This is a genomic window from Methanobrevibacter sp. (assembly GCF_017468685.1).
GTDB lineage: Archaea > Methanobacteriota > Methanobacteria > Methanobacteriales > Methanobacteriaceae > Methanocatella.
The window spans coordinates 12,799-36,247 of sequence record NZ_JAFUHT010000048.1 but is presented as its reverse complement, the minus strand read 5'-3'; the positions used below and the strand labels follow the sequence as shown (position 1 = coordinate 36,247).

Here is a 23,449-nt window from a genome sequence, read left to right as displayed (position 1 = left end):
AATCCTTTTTCATTGTAATTTTTCACCCAGCGTTCTCCAGTTTTTCTGGTCGTATGAACATAATCTGAAGCTTTAGAAATCGTTTCACCCTGATACACCATACTTATGACTAGTAATTTTCGATACATGTCATAAGAATCCATATATTCTTTCATCACGGAGTGTATTTCATCCAATGCAAGATGATCTGCAATTTTTTTATTTCGTTCAACCATGAATCTTATTTTGTCAGTTATATGGTATAAACTTTTCGAGAAAAACTATAGTTATACATAACTTAATAGAATTATTTAAAAAAAGTAGTATATAAATTAAGCAGTAATCAAAAAGTTACTAAAAAAAGTAGTTTGAAGAAAGATTATGGAATAATCTTTCGGATTTTACCAACTATACTAATCTTTGTCTGGTAGTTGGTTTTTTATTTTGCCAGCTGTATCTTCTGAGTTTTTTGGATTTACCAAATCCGCAAGAAGCACAAACTTTTTTACGTATGTGATAAGTGTTTTTACCACATCTTCTGCATCTAATATGGGTCTTTTTATTCTTTTTACCCATTGATGGAGTTCCCTTTGACATTGATACACCTCCTTAAGCTATCGTAAAAATATAATCTAGAAAAGTATTGAATAATACTTATGGTGAAATATAAACAATATTGTCCCCTCTAATGAGCACAACACCGAGTCTTCTTGTTACTTCTCCGTCTTGTAACTCTTCTGCATCATTAAGAACTAAATTCATATGTAAATCAAAGCTCTTAAGTATACCTCTAAATTCACGATCTCCTTTGAGTTTTATTAAAACAGGAGCATCCACAGATTTTCCTAATGCGTCAAGTGGTCTTTGAACATTTTGTCCGCTCATTATATCACCTTATATTATTACAAATTTTAGTTTTTTAGTATGAATTGAGTATTTGATACTCATTATTAGACATAATATAATCAAGTTAAGATAAGACAAAACCTAATTAAAACTAATACTATTAAATATAAATTATCTAGTATATAAATGTTACCTTATTTTAGGTAAAAAATCGAAAAAAATCAACATTTATTTTATTATTAACCTAAAAATTACTTTTCAAATGCTCTCACACTATAGTTAAATTATATCCCATACAAAAATATTTCCACCGAACCATCACTGTGAGATTCATGAGATTTAAACGTGAAAAATATATCGACCTGATCCTATACATATTATCCCAGACAAGCACCAAACCAAGTTTTGGAAAAACTGTGCTTTGTAGTCTATTATATTTTATTGATTTTAACCATTATGAATTGTACGGGGAATTATTAACGAATGAAACATACATCAAATCAAAAAGAGGAATAAAACCTCTACATTTTAGAGAAATAAGTCAGGAACTGATATCTAAAAATTACCTGTTTTTTAGAAAAGAACCCTATTACAACAGAATAATTCACAAATATTATCCAATTATCATACCAAACACAAAATTCAGTCAAAAAGAATTAGAAATAATCAATTATTCAATAACCAAACTAAGCAACAACAATGCAAGCAGCATAACAAAATATGCAATTAAAGACCCTCCTCTGATAATTGCAGATTTTGGTGAAGAAATTGATTTTAGATATGTATTTTCTAGAAATAATGAATATTCAATCATGAACAAATAGATTTATTTATTTAAAACACCAAATATTATTCAATAACATAAAATGGGATATCATGGCAATTAAAGTTAAAAAAAGAAATTTCTTGAAAAAAAAGAAAATTAAAGAAATAAAAGCGGAATTAGGAGAATATGGAGACTTACTTCAAGGAAAAAAGAATGTTGAAATACTTGAAGCTGAACCTAATTCATTCATTTTAGTGGATGGCGAACCTTACATAATAATTATTGATGATAAACCATTCCCTACACTTAAAGCAGCCCTCAAAACAGATATTGAAGCCAAAACAGTTACTGTTGATATGGGAGCCATCAGATTTGTAAGCAATGGTGCAGACATCATGAGTCCTGGAATCGTTGCAGCATCACAAGGCGTTGAACCTGGAGACATCGTATTAATCATTGATGAAACTCATGGAAAACCGTTAGCAATAGGCATAAGTTTAATCAGTGGCGAAGAAATGGTTGCGAATGATTCTGGAAAAGCTGTTGAAACCAAACACTATGTTGGCGACGACATCTGGAACTTTGAAATATGATGGTGATGTTATGGCAGAATTAAGATATAGGGCAGGAAATATTAGAAACCCTGGAGTTCACAAAGTTGGAATTATAGCACTGGGATCACACTTGGAAAATCATGGCCCGGCATTGCCTATTGATACCGATGCCAAAATTGGAGCTCACATTGCCTTTCAATCATCCCTCTTAACAGGAGCCAAATTTTTAGGAATCATATTTCCAGCTTACGAGCTGGACACAATTGACCATGGAGTTCATGTTTCTCTTGACGTGTTAAAAGAAAATGTCATAAGTACTCTCAATCAGGCTAAAAAATTTTTGGATATTGAAAAGGTTGTTATTGTAAATGCCCACGGAGGAAATATTCCATTAATGGCAGAATTATGGGACATTGAAGATAAAACCGGTTTATCCATTACATTCAACAACAAAGTAATCTCATCAGAAGGCCCACATGGGGGAAGCGGCGAATTGTCAATGGCAAAAGTCTTAGGTATTGTTAACGATGATGAAGTTGTTAATCAGGCAAATGTTGATGAATATGAAGAAGTAGGCCTACATGGATTCAAACAAGCCCGTGAAGACGATCCAAACATCGAAGAAGGTGCAAAGGATGTTGAAGAAAACGGCGTTTATGTTGATGAAGAATACGGAAATCGCTTGTTTAACTTAGCAATTAACTCTGTAATATTTGATGTTGAAAAATTATTAGATTTCTAAAAAAAAAGAAAAAGTAGTTATTCAGCGACGGTTGTTTCAACTTCGGAAGTAGATTCAGAAGAACCAGAGCCACCACTAGAAGAACTAGATCCACTTCCAGAAGAACTACCGCCTGAAGAACTACCTCCAGAAGAGCTAGAATCACCACTGGATGAACCAGATCCGCTTCCAGAAGAACTACCACCTGAAGAACTACCTCCAGAAGAGCTAGAACCACCACTAGAAGAACTGCCACTACTTGAAGATGAATCAACAGTTGTTTCAACTTGTGAATCACTACTGTCATCTGATGAAGAATCATCACTTGAATAATCATCATAATCTTGATAATTATAGCTATCACTACCAATTGAATCATCATCTGTAATAGCTGAAAGATTATCCAATATTCCTCCAGATTCAGTTTCATTAGGTAAAATTGATATTGGTCCAGTCATAGATGCAAAAACGCTTGCAAGACAAAATGCTAAAACTGCAACTATAAAAATAACCAAAACTGTAGCTGATCTACTTGCCAAATTAACACCTTATAAAATTTATTAAAGTTAATATGTTTGATAAAATATATAAATATATTGATATCATGAAAACTATTAAAAAACCAGTGCAAATTGAAATTAATGTTAAAAAATCACAGTTCATATGTTCTCTTTATCCAACTAAAAATAAAAAAGAATCAAAGGAGATTATTCAAAAGTTAAATCAGAAGTATAGTGATGCAACTCATAATTGCACAGCATATATTGTTGGAGACGGAGAGGGTTTTGATGATGATGGCGAACCTGGTGGAACTGCAGGCAAACCAATGATTAACGTTTTAAGAAAAAATGAGCTTCACAACATAACTGCCATCGTTACAAGATACTTTGGTGGAATCAAACTTGGTGCTGGTGGACTGGTACGCGCATATTCAAAATCAGTTATGGAAGCAATTGGAGAAGCTGATATTGTTGAGATTGAAGAATATGATGTTTATGAACTTGTCTTTGAATACTGCGATATTAAAATAACCGATATGGAAGTTAGAAACAATTCACTTGAAGCCATTGACAAAGAATATTCAGATAAGGTACATTATCAAGTGGTATCAAAAGACAATCGAGATATTGAAAAGATATTCGAGAAATATTCCGGAAAAATTAGTGTAAACCTTAAAAATAAACAGTTTTTAGAAAAAATTTAAAAGTGAAGAACTTATTGTTCTTCGAAATTTGCTGCAGGTACGCCACAAACTGGGCATACGTAATCTTCTGGCAATTCGTCTTCTTCTAAAACGAAACCACATACTTTGCAAACGTAAGCCATTTTTAAACAACCTTATTCTACTTTTTCAAACATGTCAGCGGTTGCGCCACACATTGGACATTTGTAGTCTTCTGGAAGTTCTTCAAATTCTTCAGTTACGTATCCGCATAATTTACATTTAAATTTTGCCATAATTAACAATCTCCTTAAAAAATTTTTAAGTTATAATAAGTATTATATATGTTAGTAATATATAAAACTAATCTATTTTTTCAAACATAGCTTTTGCCATCCTACATTTTGGACATTTGAATGAAGCAGGCAAGTCTTCAAACTTGGTTCCGGCAGGAATATTTAAACCTTCTTCAATATCATCTTCGTCAAAAATGTATCCACAAATTTTACATTTGTATTGAGCCATAATTTAATCTCCTTAGTATATAATCTTTTGGTAACCAATCAGAACCTATTAGGAACTTTTAAGTGATCCGGAAGTGGCTTGATACGTGCAGGTGTTCCAATTGCCAGGTAAAATGGAGGTACTGAATGAATCACAATAGCTCCGGCCGCTACAATTGAACCTTCTCCAACTTCAACATTTGATAAGAATGTAGTGTTACCACCAATTGAAGCTCCACGTCTAACTTTAGGTCCCTGAAGTTCATAGTTGATTCTCACAGGATATTTATCATTTGTAAAACAAGCGCAAGGTCCGATAAATACATTATCTTCAATTACAGAATTAGTCGGAATATACACATTAGATTGAATACTGACATCATTTCCAATGATTACATCCCCTTCAATAACAGTATTGGTTCCTATCAACACATCATCACCAATGTTGGTATTTTCACGGATTACCACATTGTGTCCTGTTCTGAAATTGTCCCCAATAACCACATCATTATATATTATTGAATTTGAACGTATAGTATAATTTTTTCCAATAACAGGAGGTTTTGAATTTGGAGAATATTCAACACCAAACTGGATGTTTTGATCTTTAGGGAAGTTTAATTCCGGTTTTGAGTAATCAGGCTTAATTGATTCACGTTCTATTTGAGGTCTTTCATAAATAATTTCTGCAGGTTCCTGTCTTTGAGGTTGAGTGTAGAAATTATCCTGTCTTGGTGTTACTTCACTTTGACGATAAACTGGTCTAGGTGCTGGCTGAGGTTCTCTAGAATACAAACGGTAGTCTTCTTCATAGTATTTTTCTCTATTTTTTGATTGTTTATCATCAAGAGTTTGTGAAAATCTAACCATATTATCAAACCTTTATTTAATTAAATTTAATTAGTTAATGATTTTATTTATGTTGTTTATTAGTATATATATTAAATGGTCAATAATTCAATTCCATTAAAAAAAAAGAAGGTAATTTCAAAAAGAAATTACAAAATCAAAAATAAAACAATGATACATACCACTATTAAAAAGATAATCAGATTAAAATCCCATGAGTCAGGAACTTCAGCACTTGCCTGATTATTTATAGCTGTTGCATTATTGATATCAGTGGAATTATCAAGTGATAGAATAAATGGACTAATCCAATTTGAATAGCGATAATAATCTATATCTGAAGCATTACCTCCTGCAATAGGTTTAAATATTGCTCCTAAAAGATATGAAGGTAAAGTGTAATTTGCAAAGCTTTCACTTTCATTCCAAGTGTAATTTGCACTGACATTTCCATAATGGTTCAGATAGAATATCACCATGAATTTCAGATATGCTGTCTCGTTTTGTGTTAAGTTATAATCTCCAAATGTTGATGTAATTGAATCATAAATCTTAAGATATGTCTGATAACCTTCACTGCTTTCATTTAAAGTATAATTTGAAGGATTAATTAGATATATCTGATATTCGTTTAAGAATTCTTCACTTTCTGTCCAATTATGCTCAGAGCAGTTTCCATATCTGTCCAGATAATAAGTAATTTTAACTTTAAGATGATCAAAGTCTGAGTATGTATAATCTGATTCATTGTCTTCAACATCATCAGTTATAGCCTCATCATCAAGGTCATCATCCCAATCCTCATCAGAGTCATCATCAGAGTCATCCTGAGAATCAGCATTCAACTCTTCATCTTCAAAGTCATCATCTACTTCCACCAAGTCAAAATCATCATCAGAAACATCATTCAAGTCAGTCTGACTATTGTCAGAAGCATAAATTGACCCCAAACAGACTATCAAAAATAAAAATACAATTGAAATTTTAAAAAGGTTTTTAATATACTTCAATGATTTTCACCTCAATTATATTAAGAAGTGTAATATATTTAAATCATATAAAGTTATTTCTTTAACCATATATAATGTTAATGAAAAAAAGAAAAAGTGGAATTAGATTCCACCAACGAATGATTTAACCCAGTTTAATAATCCGTCAAGTGAAAATCCACCTGTTGAATTACCGTCATTTAAAAAACCACTAACTTGATCTTTATAGTAGTTGACATCCCCCTGAACATTTTGCACTTGTTCAATGGTGTCTGCCAGGTTTTCGATATCAACATTTGTAATGTTAATATTGTTGTTTTGGACATAATTGTTAATAATGTTTACAATTGTGTCATGGTCTGTTACATTGTCTTTTGATACTTCCTCTTTAACTTGGCTTACCAAGTCAGACAAGTCATTCGCATCTACACCTGAATTTTCAACGATTTCAGCCTGAGTGTAGATTTCATCATTTGCGGCCTCTTTTACATTTTCTGGAATTTCAACATCAGTTATTTGTTCATAAGCATTCATGATACCTGCAAGAGCTGATTCTCCAGTTGCAGATACTGGGCTTGTCACATATACGTGTCCACTGGTAATTCCTGCAGATTTTAAAGCAGAAATGTACATGTCTCCAGTAATTGTTGTGATTTTTGATTTGTCCACACTTACCTCAAGATTATCATTGTCATTTAAATCAAGAAGTGCTGAAGACAATATTTGATTTGATGAGTAAGTTTTACCTGTAATTGAGCTTGAAACTTGATTTACCTGATCAGCAGTAATTACTTTTGAGTTTACATTGTTTAAATCAACATTTGCTTGACTGACAAAAAATGAATCAACAATTGATTTATAATCGCTGTTTGCATTAGTTGTCTCACCATATGTTATTACAAGATTGGAATCGGTTGCAAATCCGGTTGGAAGTAACATGCCAACAAGGATCAATGCCATTATTACTATACCTATTTTACGCATAATTTTTCACCTCACTGAATTCCTATTTTAAATTAGCCGAACTAGTATATAAATGTTATAGTTTTTTGAAATATTTTTAGATATTTTCAGATATAAAATTAATTGTAAAAAATAAACAATAATATAATATATTATTCTAAAATTTGTTCAATTGTTCGGATTTTTTAAATTAATGAATTACTAAAGTGCAATATTTTAAAAAAATATATTAAAATCAAAATTAAAATATAAACTTAGAGGTAGTTAATATGCAAAGCAACATTTCAGAAAAACTTAACATGAAATATCCACCAATAGTACTGCTTAAAAGTGAAAAAGAACCTGAAAATGCAATTGGACCTAAAAAAGGAGGATGCGTAATGAGTTTCATTGCACAGACAATAGCCAAAAGAACAGTCAGCTGCTTTTCAAAGGACAAAGTCACATGCGGAGGTCTGCCAGTGGCTTTCGGATGGGGAAGCGGTTTTAAAAATGAGGAAATGATGGATTTTCAGGCAACATTTCTCTCATGCGGTGTTGAATCCGCTCCAGATAGTGAATCATATCAAAGCAAGATTAATTTCATGCCTAAACATTCCCAAAAAATGTTTGTCGAAGGTGAGAGAATCTATTCCGATTTTGAGACTGCAAAGGAATGCATTCAGAATCGACCTGTTTATGATGATGACAAATTCGTAATTTTTAAGGGATTGGAAGATTTAAAGGATGATGAGATTCCGGAATCTGTGATTTTCACTGTCAACCCTATCGAGTTGACAGCATTAATCCAAATCAATTCATCATTCAGAATCAATGACAATTATATTCTAACCCCACAGGCATCAGCCTGTCAGGCAATAGGGTGTTTTGTTTTTAGAGAAAGTGAAAGCGATGACCCGAAACCTGTTCTTGGACCGATTGATTTTGCAGGCCGTCGAAAAATGAAGCATTTCATACCTGACGATTACCTGACCTTAGCAATGCCATGGAAACTGTTTTTGAAATTGGAGGAGCTAAGTCACAAAAGTGTCCTGCAGTCACACCTGTTGGAAAAGTTTATCTGAAAATAATAATATATATTATAGGCAATTATGAAAAAATTATTAAAGCCAATGCAAAATAAGATTCATTTAATCTTATTTATTTTCATTTTTCTTCTTATTCAGGTTTACTGTGATTTAACCTTGCCTCAATACACAGCAGATATAGTAAATATCGGTATTCAAAATACCAATTTTCAGTTTATCATAGATACCGGTTCAGTCATGCTTATGATGGTTGCAGTATCCGCATTGGCCACAGTAGGCGTTTCCTATTTTTCAAGCAGAGTATCTTCCGGCTATGCAAAGGATTTAAGAAAAATCATCTATAGAAAAGTTTTAAAATTTTCAAATCATGAACTGAATGAAATTTCACGCTCATCCCTAATTACAAGAACAACAAATGACGTGAATCAGCTACAAGGAGTTTTGGGCTTTATTTTCACAACACTTATTTTTGCACCACTTTTAGGAATCGGAAGTATCATTAAAGTATTTGAGCTTCAAACCGATTTATCATGGATTATTCTGGTCAATTTCATTGCTGTCATAGTTCTGTTAGTGGTCATTATGGTGAGAGTTCTTCCTTACTTTAAAATCACACAGGAAATTATTGACAGAATCAATAAGACTGCAAGGGAAATATTGATGGGAATCCCTGTTATCAAGGCATTTGTCAGACAGGATTTTGAGGAAAACAAGTTCAGAAAAGTTAATAAAGACTTCTATGATGTTAATATTTATGTATTTAAAACTATACTCATCATGCTTCCATTAATGACATTAATCATGAATTTGATGGTTGTTTTGATACTTTACTTTGGTGCATATGATGCAATAAACAATGGAATTTTAACAGGAGACATAATTGCATTTATCCAATATGCAACTCAAATCGTTACTTCATTTTTAATGATTGGAGGATTTTTCATCATGCTTCCAAGATTTTTAGTTTCCGGAAGACGTATCAGCGAAGTATTAAACACTGAAATTACAATTAATGATGGTGAAATAACCGAAATTTCAAAAAATCCAACAATAGAATTTAAAAATGTTTCATACAAATATCCTGGAAGTGAAAAAGAAACCTTAAAGGACATCAGCTTTAGCCTGAAACCCGGTAAAACAACTGCAATCATTGGAGGAACCGGAAGTGGAAAATCAACAATTCTTAATTTGATTCCACGTCTTCAAGATCCAACATCTGGTGAAATTCTGATTGACAATGAAAATATCAAAAATTTCAATCTGAAAACTTTAAGAGACAGGATAAGCTTCACTCCCCAAAAGGCAATTCTATTTCAGGGCGACATAAAATCAAATATGCAAATAGGTAAAAATGATGCAAGTGACAGCGAAATCGAAAGGGCATTAAAAATTGCACAGGTCGATTTTGTTGGTGACTTAGCAGAAGAGGTTACCCAGGGTGGATCCAATTATTCAGGCGGTCAAAAGCAGCGCCTGTCAATAGCAAGAGCAATTATAGGCCATCATGATTTTTATCTCTTTGATGACTGCTTTTCAGCACTCGATATGAATACTGAAAGAAAAATTAAAGACAATTTAAATGATTTGAAAGATTCATCAATTTTAATCGTTTCCCAGAGAATTTCAACAATAATGGATGCTGATGAAATTCTTGTAATCGACAATGGAGAAATTATCGATAGAGGAACACATGACAAGCTTCTTGAAAGCTGTTCCATTTACAGAGAAATAGTAAATATTCAAATTGACTATATGGAGGCATTGTTATGAGTCCAAGGCCATTGAGAAGAAATCCTCCAGAAAAGCCAGTTGATAACAAGAAGGCCATTAAAAACATATTGACATTACTTAAAGATCATAAATGGAAGCTTATAGCGACAATGATTTGTGCTGTAATCTCCACAGTATTTACGATAATTGCACCGTTGCTTATTGGTCAGGCAACCACTTTAATATTTGATGGAACAAACAGAATCATCCACCATACCGGTACAATTGATTTTGCTAGCCTGATTAATCTTTTGATAATTGTAGTCGTTCTGTATGTCATAAGCTCAGTATTTTCCTATCTTCAAAGCATATTTCTAATTTATGTAACTACCAAAATAAGCTATGACTTAAGAGAAAGACTAATTGAAAAGATTCTGCATTTGCCGATGGACAAGGTCGAGGAAAACAAAAGGGGAGATATTCTTTCAAGAGTTACCAATGATGTCGATTCACTTCAAAACGGTATAACACAATCATTCATCCAGCTGACAACAGCAATAATTACATTGGTTGGAGTATTCATCATGATGCTTTCAATCAATATCTGGATGACTTTAGCCACTATCATACTTATTCCAATTGCATTTATACTCATAAGCCTCATGACAAAATTCTCACAGAAGTATTTCCTAAGGCAACTTGAGTTCAAAGGCTCCCTTAACGGTCAGATTGAAGAGACATTCACAGGCCATGACATAATACGTGCATTCAATCAGGAAGACATTTCAATGGACAAGTTTGAAAGTGACAATGAAAACTGGTTTGTCCATGAATGGAAATCACAATTCTACTCAAGCCTAAACGGCCCTTTAATGAACTTTATTTCAAACTTTACATATGTTGTTGTTGCGGTTTTAGGTGCAGTATTTGTTCTTCAAAGAGTGATTGCTGTTGGAGATATTTTAGCATTTTTCCAATACACACAAAGTTTTACAAGACCAATACAACAGATTACAAGAGTCATGAACCAGATACAAACTGCAATGGCTGCAAGTGAGCGTATCTTTGAGTTTTTAAATTATAACGATGAGGAAAACCCTTCAGACAATAAGATTACACAAATCAGAGAGGGAATTACATTTGAAAATGTGAGTTTTTCATACACTCCAAATGAAAAAATCATCAAAAACCTCTCATTTGATGTTAAAAAAGGTCAAAAGGTAGCGATTGTTGGTGAAACCGGTGCAGGAAAAACCACAATCGTCAAACTGCTCATGAGATTTTACGACATTGACTCAGGTTCGATAAAAATTGACGGAACCGACATTGAAGAGTTTGATAAAAACAGCTTAAGATCACTGATTGGAATGGTTTTACAGGATTCATGGCTATTTTCAGATACCATTTCAAGCAATATCAGATATGGAAAGCTGGATGCTACAGATGAAGAGATAATTGATGCATCAAGTCAGGTTTATGCAGACAATTTCATAAGACAATTATCCGATGGATATTCAAGCAAATTGAATGAAGATACAGATAATATTTCTCACGGTCAAAAACAGCTCCTAACAATTGCCAGAACAATTTTATCTAAAAAAGAAGTTCTTATTTTGGATGAAGCCACATCAAGCGTTGATACAAGAACAGAAAAATTAATACAAAAAGCTATGGACAAACTTATGGAAGGTAAAACCAGTTTTATCATTGCACACAGGCTGTCAACAATCAGAAATGCTGACAGAATCATCGTTATTGAAAATGGTGAGATTATAGAGCAAGGAACTCATGAAGAATTGCTTGCCCTTAAAGGATACTACTACAATACACTGAACAATCAGTCAAAAGAAAACATTCTTTAAATGTATTCCAGACATTCACCCCATATTTTTTTAGAGGAATCATCCAATGAATCCAATTCGGAAGCTTTTTTAAATTCCTCATCAGCTTTTTTATAATCACCACATGAATAGTATGCAAGTGCTTTTCCTTTAACCGCATCAAATGAATTTTCATCTCTTTGTAACACTGAATCATAAACATTTATGGCATCTGCATAGTCCTCATTGAGAGTATTTGCATTAGCGATTGCAATCCATACTTTAATATCATCTTTAACAGCCAGAGAATTGATATACTCTTCAATAGCTTCAGGATACTTATCCAAGTTAACCAATGCACGACCTTTAAGATAGTATGCTTCAGCATTGGATGAGTTAACTGCAATTGCATTGTCACAAAGTTCAATGACTCTAACATTAGAACGGATATTGTCGACAAACTCATTTGAATTTGTCCTGTCCAATCTTCTTTGAGCTCTTCTTACATAGTCTTCATCACGATTTAATGCAGCCTTGAAATTCTTGGAGGATTCTTTAATAGATTCTGGAAAATCTTCATCATTGATAAAATCTGATTTAAGCTGTGACATCTCATCGGCAATGTCTGAAATTTGATTATATGCCTTTTGACCTATTTCTTCAATGTCAACCTCATCAAGTCCTCTGAGGTCAATTTCCCTTAAAATTTCACGGCTTTCATCCCTTATAAAATCAATACCATCAGATATTTGCTGCAATAATGTTGATTCAAAAAATACCTTATCAGTGCTTCTTTTATTGATTTTAATGTCTTGCTCATCTTTTGATTCTTTCATAATATCACCTGAAAAAATATTATTTAATAATATATACGAAGTAATTAAAAAGATTTCTATTTTTGAAGAATCACCTTTTTGAATTTGATATTAAATACCCAAATGCACACAAAACCTATAACAGAGCCCAGATTCATTCCAATTATTGCACCTAAGTATACTCCAAAAACACCCATATTCAATATTATTCCCATCAGATATGCAAAAAGCATACTTAAAACGAGTTCCCTTAAAACTGTCAATCCTAAAGATTTAAATCCCGAACCTACACCCTGATAGGTATATGCTGCTGTTGCCCCAAACGGAATTAAAACATTATAAAATACCATAATCTGCAATATTTGAGCAGACCTGTCCACTAATGACAAATCACCTGCCTGAAAATTGAAAATCTCACAAATTGGATATGCAAAAACAAAAAATATTGCACAAATAATAACCGTAACTGCCAGACTCAGTAGTGTAGCATATTTGATTGTCTCATTGAAGTTTTCCCAGCTGCGGGCTCCGTATGCCACACCTGATACGGTTATTGTTGCAATTCCAATCGCCATACATGGCAGGAATGCAATTGATATGAACCTCCATGCAATCGTAAATGAAGCCACTTCTGAAACTCCAGCAGTTGACATGATTAAAAAGTTTAAAATAATTGCAACAAGAGCAAATATTATCTCTTCTGTTGCTGCAGGAAGTGAAACAACCATTATTTTCTTATATATTTTTAATTTTCGCCTGTAAAAGCTAAATTCAAACTTGAAAAAAGTATCTTTTTTGACAAAAATCCAGTATAGCATCCAGACATATCCTACAAATGATGCAATCACTGTTGCAAGCCCCGCTCCAAAAATCCCCAAATCCAATGAGTATATGAATATCGGATCAATTATCATATTTAAAATGGCGGTAAACATCAACGGATTGGTTGCACGAGCCACATCACCTTCAGCCCTGAAGATACTTGCAGTTACATTAGGTAAGAGAAAAACAATATTCAACAAAAATATAATTTGACCATAACTTAGGCAATATGTGCTAACACTTGATGCACCAAGCAAAACAATTAAATCATCAAAAAAGAAAATACCTACTATTAAAACTATTACAGACACGACAAGTGTTAAAATTATTGAGTGCATAACTGCATTATTTGCATCTTCAAAACGTTGGGCTCCAACATACCTTGAAATCAGTGAGTTCGCACCGGCACCTACACCATTGCCAAGACCTATTATAACCAGATACAACGGAGAGATAAATCCAAGTGCAGCCAAAGCATCAGCATTCAATCCTGAAACCCAAAAGCTGTCAATGAGATTGTTCAAAAACATCAGAAGCATTGAAAATATTGTTGGAAAAGCCAATTTGTTAATGGCTTTTCTTGGATTTCCAGTGATTAAGTCGAGGTTTTCATTCATATTAAAAAAAATGGTTGGTTTAAATCAGTTTAACGTATAATATGTTCACAAATCAATTAATTGATAATGATTAAAAAAAGGTTAAATATCTAGTAAATCTGATATTTCCTTTTTTTTCACTATCAGAAACAACATCAATAACATTTAAAACTTGTTCAATAAATGCATCTCTTCCCCGATTTACATTAAATTTTAATTCATCAAATTCTTCTTCATACATTAAAACCACCTCGGAATATTAAATATTTAACTCATCAAGCATATGGTGTTTTTTACCACAATTCAATTCAATATTATATATCTCATCAAGAATATTAATACTTTTCTCATCAAGCATTCTAACTCCATCCTGAGTTAAGTATCCAATATCAGTTTCTTTACCGACACCTTGCATTACTTCCGCATTCTTTTTAGCTTTAAAAACATTATACAATTTTGTTTTTAAGTCATCCTGCCTAGAATGATGTTGGAATAATAATGTATTTTGTGCTTGAATTGAACCAGAGCCTATTGTATTGAAATTAATTTGATTATAATCCTCAATTCCTCCATCACCAATTTCACTGATTTTAGCATTATTATCTTCAAACCCCATAAGGAGAATAGCAGTATTCAATCTAGTTTTAACAATATTTTTTAATATTAATGTTTGAAATTCATTAGTGATAGGGTTTTTCAATATTTCTTTAACAAATTCTTTATCAATTGAAAATACATCAAAAACTTCTTTTTGAATTTTTTCAACTCGTTTATATTTGAATTTTTCACCAATTATATTCTGAATTTCAGTGTATGACTTTTTTGAATAATCATCATCAAGAAAATAATTCATCAACAATGCATTCCCTGCTATCATTCCAACAGCATTATCAGACAAAACTTTTTATTAAAAATAAAAATAAATAGAAAATAAAGTATTATTAATAAAATTAACAAATTAAAAATGATAACAATTGCTTTTCTTGGTCCTGTAACAGTTATTGCACATCAGACATCTTGACTTGCCTTCACCATTACGTTTCCAATCAACCAAAAAGTCTCTTTGCGCCACAAACGGCCTGTACATTGACATATACTCAATATTAGTACCGTTGATCAATTCATTCATATGATTCATGTCACTGAATCCTCCACCAACAATAACTGGAACATCAACTGATTTAATCAGTTTGTTTGTGTATTCAAGCAGTTCATCTTCACTGGACAATTTCTTAGTGAAATACAGTGGAGACAGTGGCCTTGTTACCTGCAGTGAATCTACACCAACTTTTTCAAGCAGCCTGCATGCTTCAAGACTTTCAGCTGAATCAAAACCGTCCTTTCGCTCATCAAATGTATTGACCTTAACGGAAATATGCATGCCCAGATTATCCTTCATCACCTTTACCAGTTCCAGAACCAATCTCATGCGGTTGAACACGTTTCCACCATAATCATCTTCACGCTGGTTATAGTATGGATTGATGAATTTTGACAAAAAGAAATTGTTTCCCACTGACAACTGTATTCCATCAAAACCTGCTACCTTTAATTTTTGGGCAGCTTCAATAATATCCGATTGGATTTTTCTGATGTCTTCAATAGTCAGGTCATTGACTGAAATGTCCAAATCAATTCCACGATTGAATTTTATGAATTCCACCTGACCCAGAATGGGAACATCATAGCTGTGACATATTTCAGCGATTTTAGAAGCCATTGTCATGAAGTTCAAATTATCCATTCTAAATGAGTGTTCCACAAATTTGTCTTTTGGATAAATGGAGTATAATTCCGAAGTTATAAGTCCAACACCGCTTGAAGCAATCTTTTCATATCTTTCATATATTGCATTCAAGTCATTTTGCTGAGATTCCCACAAACCGGTCCTTATAATACGACTTTTAAGTGTTAAATCCCCTAATTTGCATTGATCAAAAATTGTTTTCATGAAAATTAATTAGTTAAAAATAGTATAAAAAGAAATAAGTAATTTTAAACTTACCTGATACCGTAAACTTCACGATATTCCGCCAGAAGATTCTCTTTTTCATTCTCACTTCGAGTATCATCCAATTCATTGAAAAAATAGGAAGTTATCTCATATAATATCTTATTTGTCTTCAAACCCTTTTCAGTTAATGAATATTCTGTTTTGTTGTGAACCTCATCAATGACTGTTTTTACAACCATGTCTTGTTCTTCCATATATTTTAAAGTTTGAGCAAGCACATGATTGCTTATTGTCGGATTCATCTGTTTGAACTCATTGAAATGGGTTTTACCATTATAGATATTGGACATTATGCAGAAAATCCATTTTCGATTAAATACATCAAGAGTGTTTCCGATTGGACATATATTATTCTCAACCATAGTATCAGCCAGGTAATTTATGAGTTACTTATCTATTTATTAGTCAAATATTTTATATATTTTGTTGAGGTAATAAATATGAAAATCACATATTGGAGCGACTTTGCATGTCCGTACTGCTATATTGGAAATACACGACTGAAAAGAGCCATAAAAGATTTGAATTTGGATGTTGAATTTAACATCAGGGCTTTTGAGCTTGATCAAAATGCACCGAAAGATGTTGAGTCCACAACAGTTGAGAGATTTGCACTCAAATATGGTTTATCCATTGATGATGCTAAAAAGCAAGTATCACAGATTTCCAGTTTGGGAATTGATGAGGGAATAGATTTCAAGTATGAAACAACACTCTATACAAACACCCGTGATGCACACAGACTGATGAAATTGGCTGAAGACAGACACCCTGAAATTGCAAGTGATTTGGCTACATTGTTATTTGATGCATATTTTGTAGAAAACCTGAAATTGGCCGATTTTGATGTATTGATGAAAACCGGTGTTAAGGCCGGGCTTAAAGAAGACGACATTAAAGAAGTGCTTGAAAGTGACTTGTATGACACTCAAGTCCAGCAGGATGAGGATATTGCATTTAATGGAGGAGTTCATGCCGTGCCATTTTATCTTTTTGATGGTAAATATTCCATTCCAGGAGCATTGTCCTATGAGGATTTTAAAAGTGTCTTAAGCCAGATTGTATCAGAAAATGAAGTGGATGATGATAAGGATACTGATAACTGTGCTGACGGAGTCTGTAAAATATGAAACTTAGGTGGTTAGGACATTCTGCTTTTGAACTGCAATCAGACAATGGTTTAAATATTATTGTTGATCCGTTCATTCAGGCAAATCCTGCATGTCCTTTAAAGGTAAGTGATGTGCATCCAGATGTGGTCTGCATTACCCATGGACATGCAGATCATTTTGGAGATGTCATTGAAATAGCAAAAAACAATCCCAATTTGGTAGTAATTGCAAACTATGAAATTTCCATTCATCTTCAAAAAGAAGGCATCAATGCAATAGGAATCAACTGTGGTGCCTCAATCAAAATTGAAGATATTGAAATCAGAATGCTTGATGCCAAACATTCCTCAAGCCTTGATTTTAAAATTGATTTGCCTTATGCCGGAAATCCAGGAAGCTTTCTATTTACTTTTGATAATAATTTGAAAGTTTTTCATGCCGGAGATACAGGATTGTTTAGCGATATGAAATTTGTAATCGGAGAAGTCTATAAACCGGATATTGCACTTTTACCAATAGGTAATATATTTACGATGGATCCTCATGAAGCCTCAATTGCCGCTGAATGGATTAATCCGAAATTCGTAATACCTATGCACTACAATTCATTTCCGTCAATTGCACAGGATGGTGAACAATTTAAAAAATTGGTTAAAAATTCCGAAACATTATTGCCAAAAGTAATGGAAACACTTGAATTTTAACAAAGTATATATAATGAAAAGTTAAAATTTAATTAAGGTGTTTAAATGAAAATTGCAATTAGATACTACACAAAAACCGGACATACCAAAAAACTTGCAGAAGCAATCGGCTCTGCAATCAATGTCGAAGCAAAAACAGTAGATGAACCATTAACAGAAGATATCGACATCCTATTTTTAGGAAGTGCAATTTATGCAGCTGGAATCGACTCCAAAATAAAAGATTTCATTGCCAACATCAACGTCAATGTTGGAGAAGTTGTTAATTTCTCATCAGCTGCCCTAATCGAATCCACTTACGGACAAGTTAAAAAAGAAGTTGAAGCAAAAGGAATTAAAATGAGTGAAGAAGAATTCCACTGCAGAGGAGCATTTAAAATCGTCCATAGAGGAAGACCGAATGATGATGATTTAAGAGATGCTCAGGAATTTGCAAAAAGAATAATCAGTTAATTCTCATTATTCTTTTTTATTAACTCTTCCAGTCTTTCGAATTTTTTATTATAATATCTGGTTAACAAAGCTACGGTTAATGTGGCCGTACCTACACCTGATATCAGATACCCTGACCATACCAGGAATAAACTGTTTACTTTTCCAGGAATTGAATGTCCTAAAACTGCATAACCATTACTTGTAAATGCATTGGAAACCATTACAAGAGAATCCAAAGGATTAACACTTTCAACTAGAATTGTTACAAAGAAACTGACGAATATGATTACAAACAGCAAAACAATAGTAATTCCCAAACTGTTATTCTCAGTATATATTTTAAAACCATCATAATAATACTTGATCAGATATAAAAATACTGGAATATGAATTAAATCAAGATAACTTACTAATGTATATCCATACACCAAAAATGTTAAAGAACCAAAAGGAACCAAAAGAAATATCAGTAATTTGTGCCAGTTTGAAGTTTTATCTATTGTAATCACAACATACAATGAAATGATAATGTCAAATATCGCAAAATACACTAAATCAGAACTATTAAATGAAAGTGAGTATAATACAACAACAAAACACAATCCCATCATTATCAGAAAATAACCCTGTTTAATTGATTGTATTTCTTCTAATGGAAGGTATTCAGTGGGATTTAGAAATTTATTATCAGAATTCTTCATTATTTTAACTACAAATATACCAATTCCCACTAAAAGAAAAAATATAACTAATTCAATAACTAATTCAACACCAGATAGTGCAACCATATTCACTTTTATTCACCTAATTAAAGTTAATAGTTCATTTTATTTAATTTTTCTTATTTCAATGAAAGAATTATAGACCGAACAATTGTAATCAAGCAGCAAATACTTATGGCTATAGGATATCCTAAAAATGCGATGATGAATCCTACAATGAAAATTGCAAAAGGAATGTACAATGCATTTTTAACGTTCAATGCATCCTTTAAGTATTCCTGATCCGAATTGAGTCTAACTAATGATTTGGCCATAATATATAAAATTATATCAACAATTATGAAATCCAAACCGTATAATGATTGAGTGAGCAATGAATTCGGATAATCCGCTGCAAAAATAGTCAAATATGGAATCAATGAAAATACAAACATTAAAAGAATGTTCAGCCAGATAATTTTAGTATCTATTTTTTCAACATTCTGATAAATCAGATGATGATACTGCCACAGGTTTGCACAGACTAAAAAACTTAAAAGATAAGCAAAATAAGAAGTTTTAATAGCCCACATTGATGCAAGAGTGGCTGTTGCAGGTTGAGGCAATTCCAAAACCAAAACAGTAACAATAATTGCAATTATTGCATCGTAGAATGCTTCAAGCCTTCCAGTATCCATGTAATTATTTTCTCCCATATTATATAATTTAGTTTATGACTATTAAAGTTTTCACAATAAACCTTATAAAAAAATAATATAGAGGTCTGAATTTTTTTGATGAAAATTCTTTCTAATTTTCCTTATTTTTATATTTTGCGATGATGATTTTTTTAGTTTGTAAAAATACAATTGAATAATTATTAATTTTAAAAATAGGTACAATAATATCGTTAAATTTAAGTAATATGTGTTACATATATTTATTTGGCGATAAAAATTAAACACAGGTTAAATTTAGATATTAAAGACCCAAATTATACTTTGTTGAAAGAAATATTTAAAATTATGGATTCTAGAAAATCTTCTGAAATTTTAGCATCCTGTGGATTTAAAAACATAAATAAACAAATAATAACATTTAAAATCATATTTATCAGCATGTTCTTTGGATTAGACATTCCATTCATTTTAAATGAACTTGAATCTAAAAAAAACTTCAAAATTACTTTAAAATTTCAGAAATTTTAACAGTAAATCAAATTTACAAAAATCTTTCACTTCAAGACCCTGAAAAACTTTTAAAAGCATTAAACAGAATATTAAACCATCAAAATAGGGTAAAAAGAAGAGGAAAAAAGACTTTCATTGTTGATGCAACACCAATCGACTTAGATTTTAATTTCAACCGAAATAAAAAGACAAAAGAACATCTCAAAACTTTAAATTTAAAATGGAGATATTCATCCTCTAAAGGATTTTATATAGGATTTGAAGCACAGTTATCATTGATTACGATAGTATGAACCCAGTTTCTATTTTAATCCATTCTGGAGCGCCAAACGATGCAAAACTTTACGATGAAATTATGGAAAATCTACAAAAAAGACGAATTATCAAAAAAGGATACATATTAATCTTTGACAAAAGGATATTACAGTTATAAAAACTACCAATTAGGAATTAGCAAATATAAAATTGTCCCTTTCATTTTTCCAAAAGACAATTTCAAAAGAACAAAGCTCAATGACCAATTATCCTACCCATTACAAATATTTAAGAAAACAAAGAAAATATTAGCAGAAAAACAATTCTACAACAACTTAAACACGAATTATTCAAAAGACTATATAATTGGCAAAAATTCAAACCAATTCGAGGAAAAATAGAAGATTTCTTCAAATTACTCAAACAAGGACTAAATTTAAGAGAAATACACAAATATACACCAAAATCAGTAGAAAAAACTGTATATTTAAATGTAGTTTTAGGAGCACTAATCATAGCACAAGGATTCAACTCAAAAACAGCCATACAACAACTTTCAGAAAACTAAAAAATTCAGACCCCTAAAGTAATTTTACATCATGAGTTAAAAATTAAAATTCCAAAATTAAGGAATTCAAAAGTAAACCATTAAAATTAAAAAGCTTAAGACTATTGCTAATTGAAGAAAATCCAGAGCAATCATTAAAAATAATTAATCAAATCCTGGAAAATGATAAAGAAGAAATTGATGCCATTAATCAGAAAGGCTGCATATTAGTTATCTTTGATGAATATGAAAAAGCGATTCAATGTTTTGACCGGTGTTTAGAGATTGAAAATACATATTATTATTCACTTTTTAATAAAGCTCTCATTTTAAGAATGATGAACAAACTAGAAGACTCATTAACATGTTTTGATGAATTATTAACCGTCACTGATGATTCTAAAATCAAAGCATACCAATTAGAAATATTGGATAAACTTCACGAAAGAAAATAATATTATATTAAATATATAATTCTTCTAATCTATTCAAACTGGCTTTTTTCACTTGTTTATCCTCATCATTTACAATGATACTTGATAAAACCTGAACATTACCGAGTTTTTTAATAGCTGCAATTCTAACGTGTGATTCGGGATGATTTAATGCTAAATCAATTAATGGATTTTCATCAAGACCTGTGTTAACCTTAATTTTTAAGACTTTAACCTCTTCAGTTTCAACATCATCGGCATTTTTACTAGATATCTGTCCATCTCCAGCTATTTCGCGTTCAACAAGAACCTCTTCACCTTCTACATAAGACCAGTTAGCATCATCACAGGTTAAATGATCATAAATAGATTCATTTCCCAAATACTCATCCTCTTTTGGCCAGTGCACATGAATTTTATTATCCAATACTTTAGAAATAATTTTCTGACCGGAGTTCACATTTTTAATAGAAGTCTTAACTAAGTCGATACGTCTTTCATCAAAATCCATCATATCACCAATAATATTATATTTAATTTTAAAAGTTAAAAAACTTTTTAATTAAAAAATTAGATAAAATAATTAAATTTTATCTAAAGCCTGACTTACATCAGCTAAAATATCTTCAATATCCTCAATTCCTACAGAGAATCTGATTAAATCTGGTGTTACACCAGTGGATAACTGTTGTTCTTCAGTTAATTGAGAATGAGTAGTAGATGCAGGATGCACAACAAGAGATTTTGCATCACCGATATTAGCTAAAAATGATAATAATTCAACATTTTCAATGAATTTTAAAGCTCCATCATAACCTGCCTTAAGTCCAAATGAAACAATTCCACCATAACCTTTTTCAGCATATTTTTTAGCCACTTCATGGTTTGGTGAGGATTCAAGGCCGGAATATGTTACCCAAGCTACTTTAGGATGTGCCTCTAAAAACTCAGCAACTGCCATTGCATTTGAAGCATGTCTTTCAATTCTCAAACCAAGAGTTTCCAAACCTTGTAAAAGTAAAAATGATCCGAATGGAGAAGGCACTGCACCGGTATCTCTTCCAATAACTGCACGAATTCTTGTAGTAAATGCAGCTTCACCAAAAGTTTCGGCAAAAACAAGACCGTTATATGTAGCATCAGGTTCAGATAATGTTGGAAATTTGCCGTTCATCCAGTCAAAATCACCCTTTTCAATGATGATTCCGCCGAGAGTAGTACCATGACCACCAATATATTTTGTTGCAGATGAAGAAATTATATCTGCCCCATGGTCAAATGGCCTTACAGAACCAATACCAACAGTATTGTCTGCAATTAAAGGAATTCCATGTGAATGGGCGATTTCAGAGATTCTGTCAAAATCAGGAATATCCAATTTCGGATTACCAATTGACTCCACATAAATAGCACGAGTTTTCTCATCAATTGCTGCTTCAAACTCCTCTGGAGACTGTGAATCGACAAATGTTACACTACGACCCAATTCCTCCAATGTGTTTTCAAACAGTTCATAAGTTCCGCCATATAGGTTATCTGCTGAAACGATATTGTCTCCAACCTGTGTCAGGTTGATGATTGTATAAAAAATAGCAGACATTCCGGAAGCAGTAGCATAAGCTGCAGTTCCACCTTCAATTGCAGCCATTCTTTTTTCAAAGGCTTCAGTTGTAGGGTTTGTCAATCTTGTATAAATGTTTCCTCCTTCCTTAAGTGCAAATCTATTTGCAGCCTGTTCAGGAGTGTCAAATACATAAGATGTTGTCTGATAGATTGGAGTAACTCTTGAGCCGGTTTCATCAACTTCTTCTTGGCCAGCATGCACTCCAATTGTTGATATGTTCTTTTTGTTTTTAATTTCATACGCCATAATAATCATATGACTATATGTAAAAAATAGTATATTAAATTTAATATTAAAAAAGAAATGATGA

General features: G+C 32.2%; 31 protein-coding genes and 1 pseudogene. 12 read left to right on the top strand and 20 right to left on the bottom strand.

Annotation, left to right across the window (positions count from 1 at the left end; genetic code table 11):
• From IJ258_RS06445 to IJ258_RS06435, 3 genes are all read right to left on the bottom strand, one after another.
• Positions 1 to 215, bottom strand: a 215-nt coding sequence (locus tag IJ258_RS06445; RefSeq protein WP_292804608.1) for a helix-turn-helix domain-containing protein, incomplete at its 3' end; no start/stop codon positions are given.
• A 172-nt stretch (positions 216 to 387) separates the two neighbouring features.
• Entirely contained in the window at positions 388 to 576 is a 189-nt protein-coding gene (locus IJ258_RS06440) for a 50S ribosomal protein L37e (protein ID WP_292804605.1), read from the bottom strand.
• 57 nt (positions 577 to 633) lie between these two features.
• Positions 634 to 864: an LSm family protein gene (locus IJ258_RS06435; RefSeq protein ID WP_067042787.1), complete on the bottom strand. Its 231-nt coding sequence runs from the start codon at positions 862 to 864 to the stop codon at positions 634 to 636.
• Between the two features lie 293 nt (positions 865 to 1,157).
• On the opposite strand from IJ258_RS06435, the gene IJ258_RS06430 reads away from it, so the two are divergent.
• Genes IJ258_RS06430 through arfB form a run of 3 tightly spaced genes read left to right on the top strand, consistent with a single transcriptional unit; the run spans position 1,158 to position 2,887 of the window.
• Entirely contained in the window at positions 1,158 to 1,649 is a 492-nt protein-coding gene (locus IJ258_RS06430; RefSeq protein WP_292804602.1) for a type II toxin-antitoxin system antitoxin SocA domain-containing protein, read from the top strand.
• A 52-nt stretch (positions 1,650 to 1,701) separates the two neighbouring features.
• Positions 1,702 to 2,184, top strand: coding sequence for an RNA-binding protein (locus IJ258_RS06425; RefSeq protein ID WP_292804599.1), 483 nt, complete (start codon positions 1,702 to 1,704; stop codon positions 2,182 to 2,184).
• 10 nt (positions 2,185 to 2,194) lie between these two features.
• Positions 2,195 to 2,887, top strand: coding sequence for a 2-amino-5-formylamino-6-ribosylaminopyrimidin-4(3H)-one 5'-monophosphate deformylase (arfB, locus tag IJ258_RS06420; RefSeq protein WP_292804596.1), 693 nt, complete (start codon positions 2,195 to 2,197; stop codon positions 2,885 to 2,887).
• A gap of 17 nt (positions 2,888 to 2,904) precedes the next feature.
• Here the strand turns inward: arfB and IJ258_RS06415 are convergent, their stop codons facing one another.
• The gene (locus IJ258_RS06415) at positions 2,905 to 3,405 is read right to left on the bottom strand and encodes a hypothetical protein (RefSeq protein ID WP_292804592.1); all 501 of its coding nucleotides are present in this window, start codon (positions 3,403 to 3,405) and stop codon (positions 2,905 to 2,907) included.
• A gap of 65 nt (positions 3,406 to 3,470) precedes the next feature.
• Here IJ258_RS06415 and IJ258_RS06410 point away from each other — a divergent pair, with 65 nt between their 5' ends.
• Positions 3,471 to 4,070, top strand: a complete 600-nt coding sequence (locus IJ258_RS06410) for a YigZ family protein (protein ID WP_292804589.1) — start codon at positions 3,471 to 3,473, stop codon at positions 4,068 to 4,070.
• Positions 4,071 to 4,081: 11 nt separating this feature from the next.
• Here IJ258_RS06410 and IJ258_RS06405 read toward each other — a convergent pair whose 3' ends face one another.
• The 6 genes from IJ258_RS06405 to IJ258_RS06380 form a co-directional block, all read right to left on the bottom strand.
• Positions 4,082 to 4,192 carry a rubredoxin-like domain-containing protein gene (locus IJ258_RS06405; RefSeq protein WP_287412285.1) on the bottom strand — a complete coding sequence of 37 codons (111 nt, stop codon included), beginning with the start codon at positions 4,190 to 4,192 and terminating at the stop codon, positions 4,082 to 4,084.
• A gap of 12 nt (positions 4,193 to 4,204) precedes the next feature.
• The gene (locus tag IJ258_RS06400) at positions 4,205 to 4,324 is read right to left on the bottom strand and encodes a rubredoxin (RefSeq protein ID WP_292742121.1); all 120 of its coding nucleotides are present in this window, start codon (positions 4,322 to 4,324) and stop codon (positions 4,205 to 4,207) included.
• Between the two features lie 67 nt (positions 4,325 to 4,391).
• A complete protein-coding gene (locus tag IJ258_RS06395; protein WP_292804585.1) occupies positions 4,392 to 4,553 on the bottom strand; it encodes a rubredoxin in 162 nt (53 codons plus the stop codon).
• A gap of 38 nt (positions 4,554 to 4,591) precedes the next feature.
• Positions 4,592 to 5,179, bottom strand: coding sequence for an acyltransferase (locus tag IJ258_RS06390; protein ID WP_292804617.1), 588 nt, complete (start codon positions 5,177 to 5,179; stop codon positions 4,592 to 4,594).
• 350 nt (positions 5,180 to 5,529) lie between these two features.
• Complete coding sequence (locus IJ258_RS06385; protein ID WP_292804582.1) at positions 5,530 to 6,342, bottom strand: hypothetical protein; 813 nt, start codon at positions 6,340 to 6,342, stop codon at positions 5,530 to 5,532.
• A gap of 150 nt (positions 6,343 to 6,492) precedes the next feature.
• Positions 6,493 to 7,353, bottom strand: coding sequence for a DUF1002 domain-containing protein (locus IJ258_RS06380; protein WP_292804579.1), 861 nt, complete (start codon positions 7,351 to 7,353; stop codon positions 6,493 to 6,495).
• 248 nt (positions 7,354 to 7,601) lie between these two features.
• Between IJ258_RS06380 and IJ258_RS06375 the strand changes: the two genes are divergently transcribed.
• Genes IJ258_RS06375 through IJ258_RS06365 form a run of 3 tightly spaced genes read left to right on the top strand, consistent with a single transcriptional unit; the run spans position 7,602 to position 11,932 of the window.
• Complete coding sequence (locus IJ258_RS06375) at positions 7,602 to 8,396, top strand: DUF169 domain-containing protein (protein WP_292804576.1); 795 nt, start codon at positions 7,602 to 7,604, stop codon at positions 8,394 to 8,396.
• 27 nt (positions 8,397 to 8,423) lie between these two features.
• Positions 8,424 to 10,130, top strand: a complete 1,707-nt coding sequence (locus IJ258_RS06370) for an ABC transporter ATP-binding protein (protein WP_366514574.1) — start codon at positions 8,424 to 8,426, stop codon at positions 10,128 to 10,130.
• Positions 10,127 to 11,932 carry an ABC transporter ATP-binding protein gene (locus tag IJ258_RS06365; protein WP_292804573.1) on the top strand — a complete coding sequence of 602 codons (1,806 nt, stop codon included), beginning with the start codon at positions 10,127 to 10,129 and terminating at the stop codon, positions 11,930 to 11,932. Before IJ258_RS06370 ends, IJ258_RS06365 begins: the two co-directional genes overlap by 4 nt.
• On the opposite strand, the gene IJ258_RS06360 is transcribed toward IJ258_RS06365, so the two are convergent.
• From IJ258_RS06360 to IJ258_RS06335, 6 genes are all read right to left on the bottom strand, one after another.
• On the bottom strand, positions 11,929 to 12,726 hold the full coding sequence (locus IJ258_RS06360; RefSeq protein WP_292804570.1) for a tetratricopeptide repeat protein: 798 nt from the start codon (positions 12,724 to 12,726) through the stop codon (positions 11,929 to 11,931). The genes IJ258_RS06365 and IJ258_RS06360 overlap by 4 nt on opposite strands.
• Positions 12,727 to 12,782: 56 nt before the next feature.
• Positions 12,783 to 14,144, bottom strand: coding sequence for an MATE family efflux transporter (locus IJ258_RS06355; RefSeq protein WP_292804568.1), 1,362 nt, complete (start codon positions 14,142 to 14,144; stop codon positions 12,783 to 12,785).
• Positions 14,145 to 14,214: 70 nt separating this feature from the next.
• On the bottom strand, positions 14,215 to 14,364 hold the full coding sequence (locus tag IJ258_RS06350; RefSeq protein WP_292804566.1) for a hypothetical protein: 150 nt from the start codon (positions 14,362 to 14,364) through the stop codon (positions 14,215 to 14,217).
• An 18-nt stretch (positions 14,365 to 14,382) separates the two neighbouring features.
• Entirely contained in the window at positions 14,383 to 15,000 is a 618-nt protein-coding gene (locus tag IJ258_RS06345) for a hypothetical protein (RefSeq protein ID WP_292804563.1), read from the bottom strand.
• Between the two features lie 81 nt (positions 15,001 to 15,081).
• The gene (locus IJ258_RS06340; RefSeq protein ID WP_292804560.1) at positions 15,082 to 16,074 is read right to left on the bottom strand and encodes a tRNA-dihydrouridine synthase; all 993 of its coding nucleotides are present in this window, start codon (positions 16,072 to 16,074) and stop codon (positions 15,082 to 15,084) included.
• A gap of 50 nt (positions 16,075 to 16,124) precedes the next feature.
• Positions 16,125 to 16,499, bottom strand: a complete 375-nt coding sequence (locus IJ258_RS06335; protein WP_292804556.1) for a helix-turn-helix domain-containing protein — start codon at positions 16,497 to 16,499, stop codon at positions 16,125 to 16,127.
• Between the two features lie 78 nt (positions 16,500 to 16,577).
• Here IJ258_RS06335 and IJ258_RS06330 point away from each other — a divergent pair, with 78 nt between their 5' ends.
• The 3 genes from IJ258_RS06330 to IJ258_RS06320 are packed head-to-tail and all read left to right on the top strand — an operon-like array spanning position 16,578 to position 18,406.
• Positions 16,578 to 17,267 carry a DsbA family protein gene (locus IJ258_RS06330; RefSeq protein WP_292804553.1) on the top strand — a complete coding sequence of 230 codons (690 nt, stop codon included), beginning with the start codon at positions 16,578 to 16,580 and terminating at the stop codon, positions 17,265 to 17,267.
• Positions 17,264 to 17,953: a metal-dependent hydrolase gene (locus IJ258_RS06325; protein WP_292804550.1), complete on the top strand. Its 690-nt coding sequence runs from the start codon at positions 17,264 to 17,266 to the stop codon at positions 17,951 to 17,953. The genes IJ258_RS06330 and IJ258_RS06325 overlap by 4 nt, the downstream gene beginning before the upstream one ends.
• 45 nt (positions 17,954 to 17,998) lie before the next feature.
• Positions 17,999 to 18,406 carry a flavodoxin family protein gene (locus IJ258_RS06320; RefSeq protein ID WP_292804547.1) on the top strand — a complete coding sequence of 136 codons (408 nt, stop codon included), beginning with the start codon at positions 17,999 to 18,001 and terminating at the stop codon, positions 18,404 to 18,406.
• Here IJ258_RS06320 and IJ258_RS06315 read toward each other — a convergent pair.
• Positions 18,403 to 19,182: a hypothetical protein gene (locus IJ258_RS06315; RefSeq protein ID WP_394355653.1), complete on the bottom strand. Its 780-nt coding sequence runs from the start codon at positions 19,180 to 19,182 to the stop codon at positions 18,403 to 18,405. The genes IJ258_RS06320 and IJ258_RS06315 overlap by 4 nt on opposite strands.
• Before the next feature lie 47 nt (positions 19,183 to 19,229).
• Positions 19,230 to 19,805, bottom strand: coding sequence for a TMEM175 family protein (locus IJ258_RS06310; RefSeq protein ID WP_292804544.1), 576 nt, complete (start codon positions 19,803 to 19,805; stop codon positions 19,230 to 19,232).
• 240 nt (positions 19,806 to 20,045) lie between these two features.
• Between IJ258_RS06310 and IJ258_RS06305 the strand changes: the two are divergent.
• Positions 20,046 to 21,102: pseudogene (locus IJ258_RS06305) on the top strand (transposase).
• A gap of 104 nt (positions 21,103 to 21,206) precedes the next feature.
• The gene (locus IJ258_RS06300; RefSeq protein ID WP_292804541.1) at positions 21,207 to 21,536 is read left to right on the top strand and encodes a tetratricopeptide repeat protein; all 330 of its coding nucleotides are present in this window, start codon (positions 21,207 to 21,209) and stop codon (positions 21,534 to 21,536) included.
• Positions 21,537 to 21,543: 7 nt separating this feature from the next.
• Here IJ258_RS06300 and IJ258_RS06295 read toward each other — a convergent pair whose 3' ends face one another.
• Both IJ258_RS06295 and IJ258_RS06290 read right to left on the bottom strand, forming a co-directional pair.
• Positions 21,544 to 22,026 carry a hypothetical protein gene (locus IJ258_RS06295; protein ID WP_292804538.1) on the bottom strand — a complete coding sequence of 161 codons (483 nt, stop codon included), beginning with the start codon at positions 22,024 to 22,026 and terminating at the stop codon, positions 21,544 to 21,546.
• A gap of 72 nt (positions 22,027 to 22,098) precedes the next feature.
• Positions 22,099 to 23,385, bottom strand: coding sequence for an O-acetylhomoserine aminocarboxypropyltransferase/cysteine synthase family protein (locus IJ258_RS06290; protein ID WP_292804535.1), 1,287 nt, complete (start codon positions 23,383 to 23,385; stop codon positions 22,099 to 22,101).
• Between the last annotated feature and the right edge of the window lie 64 nt (positions 23,386 to 23,449).